2 protein-coding genes are annotated in these 1,161 nt (G+C 65.5%); one reads left to right on the top strand and one right to left on the bottom strand.

Annotated features, from left to right (window positions below; genetic code table 11):
- Positions 1–84: 84 nt before the first annotated feature.
- Entirely contained in the window at positions 85–618 is a 534-nt protein-coding gene (locus ACFWGZ_RS41120; RefSeq protein ID WP_382456995.1) for a DUF2020 domain-containing protein, read from the bottom strand.
- Between the two features lie 110 nt (positions 619–728).
- Between ACFWGZ_RS41120 and ACFWGZ_RS41115 the strand changes: the two genes are divergently transcribed.
- On the top strand, positions 729–1,124 hold the full coding sequence (locus tag ACFWGZ_RS41115) for a DoxX family protein (protein ID WP_382456994.1): 396 nt from the start codon (positions 729–731) through the stop codon (positions 1,122–1,124).
- The last annotated feature ends 37 nt before the right edge of the window (positions 1,125–1,161 follow it).

The raw sequence follows: 1,161 nt of genomic DNA, 5'->3' as shown, positions 1-1,161 counted from the left end.
ATATCGCTCGGTATGGTGGGGTCGTTTTTGTGTATAAGTGACGGGGGTGGCTCTCGACTTCGAGAGCCACCCCTTGTGGCATGTCTAGAGCTTGAGGCCCTTGATCGCCTCTTCGGTGATGCGGCGCGCTTTGATCGACTGCTTCTGGTTGGTCGTCACGACCACGGCGGCGTCGGCCTTCGAGACCGCGTAGACGACCCCGGTGTCACCGCTGACGTACCCCCCGGTCCACCCGGTGGGCTGGGTGGCGGGCTGGGACCCGTCCGGTGCCGCCTCGTTCACGATGAGCTTCGCGACGCGCTCGTCCCCCACGTACACGCGCACGGTCAGCTGGATTTCGGTGGCGTTGGCGTAGAAGAAGCACGCGGGGTGAGGTTCGTCCGTTGACAGTTTCACTTTGGGCACCAGCTGACCGTTGGCCTGGGCGACGAACGACGTCGCGAGGTACGGGCAGGTGCCATCGGTGACGGGCTGTGGTGCGGGCGGCACTGTCGGTGCGGCGCTGGTCGTGGTGGTGACCTGCTGGGTCCGGGTGGCGGCCGAGGGCACGCCCTGGGAGACCTCCGTGCCGCACGCGGCGAGGACGCCGAGCAGGGGCAGCAACAGTGCTCGTTTCATAGGGGCAACAGTCAACCAGATACCAAAAGCGCCTCGAGCGGCACACTCTAAATTGGTCCAAACCTTTTGTGCCCTGACCTTTGCCCCCGAGCCCCGGAAGGACCTTGACCATGGAGTTCCTGGAGCAACGACGAGAGCACGCCCTGGCGCTCTTCCGCATCGTCGTCGGACTGTTCTTCGTGTTTCACGGGGTGCAGAAGGTCTCGAAGGGAACCGAGCTGCTGTCCTGGCCCGCCGGCCCCGTGATGCTCATCGAGCTGATCGGCGGAGGACTGGTCCTGATCGGCCTGTGGACGCGCTGGGCGGCGTTGATCAGCTCCGGCGCCATGGCCTACGCCTACTTCGTGGTGCACCAGCCGAAGGCCCTGCTGCCCATCGAGAACGGCGGCGAGCTCGCCGCGGTCTACTCGTGGGCGTTCCTGCTGCTGGTGTTCACGGGCGCCGGCGCGTGGAGCATCGACCAGCTCCGCACGAGGTCGCAGAAGAAGACACTGGCCACAGCCTGACCCGAGCAAGACCGGCCGGTCACGTGAATGTCGAAGC

It is taken from the genome of Lentzea sp. NPDC060358, from assembly GCF_042725365.1.
Taxonomy (GTDB): Bacteria; Actinomycetota; Actinomycetes; order Mycobacteriales; family Pseudonocardiaceae; genus Lentzea.
This window is presented reverse-complemented; position numbering and strand designations above follow the sequence as displayed.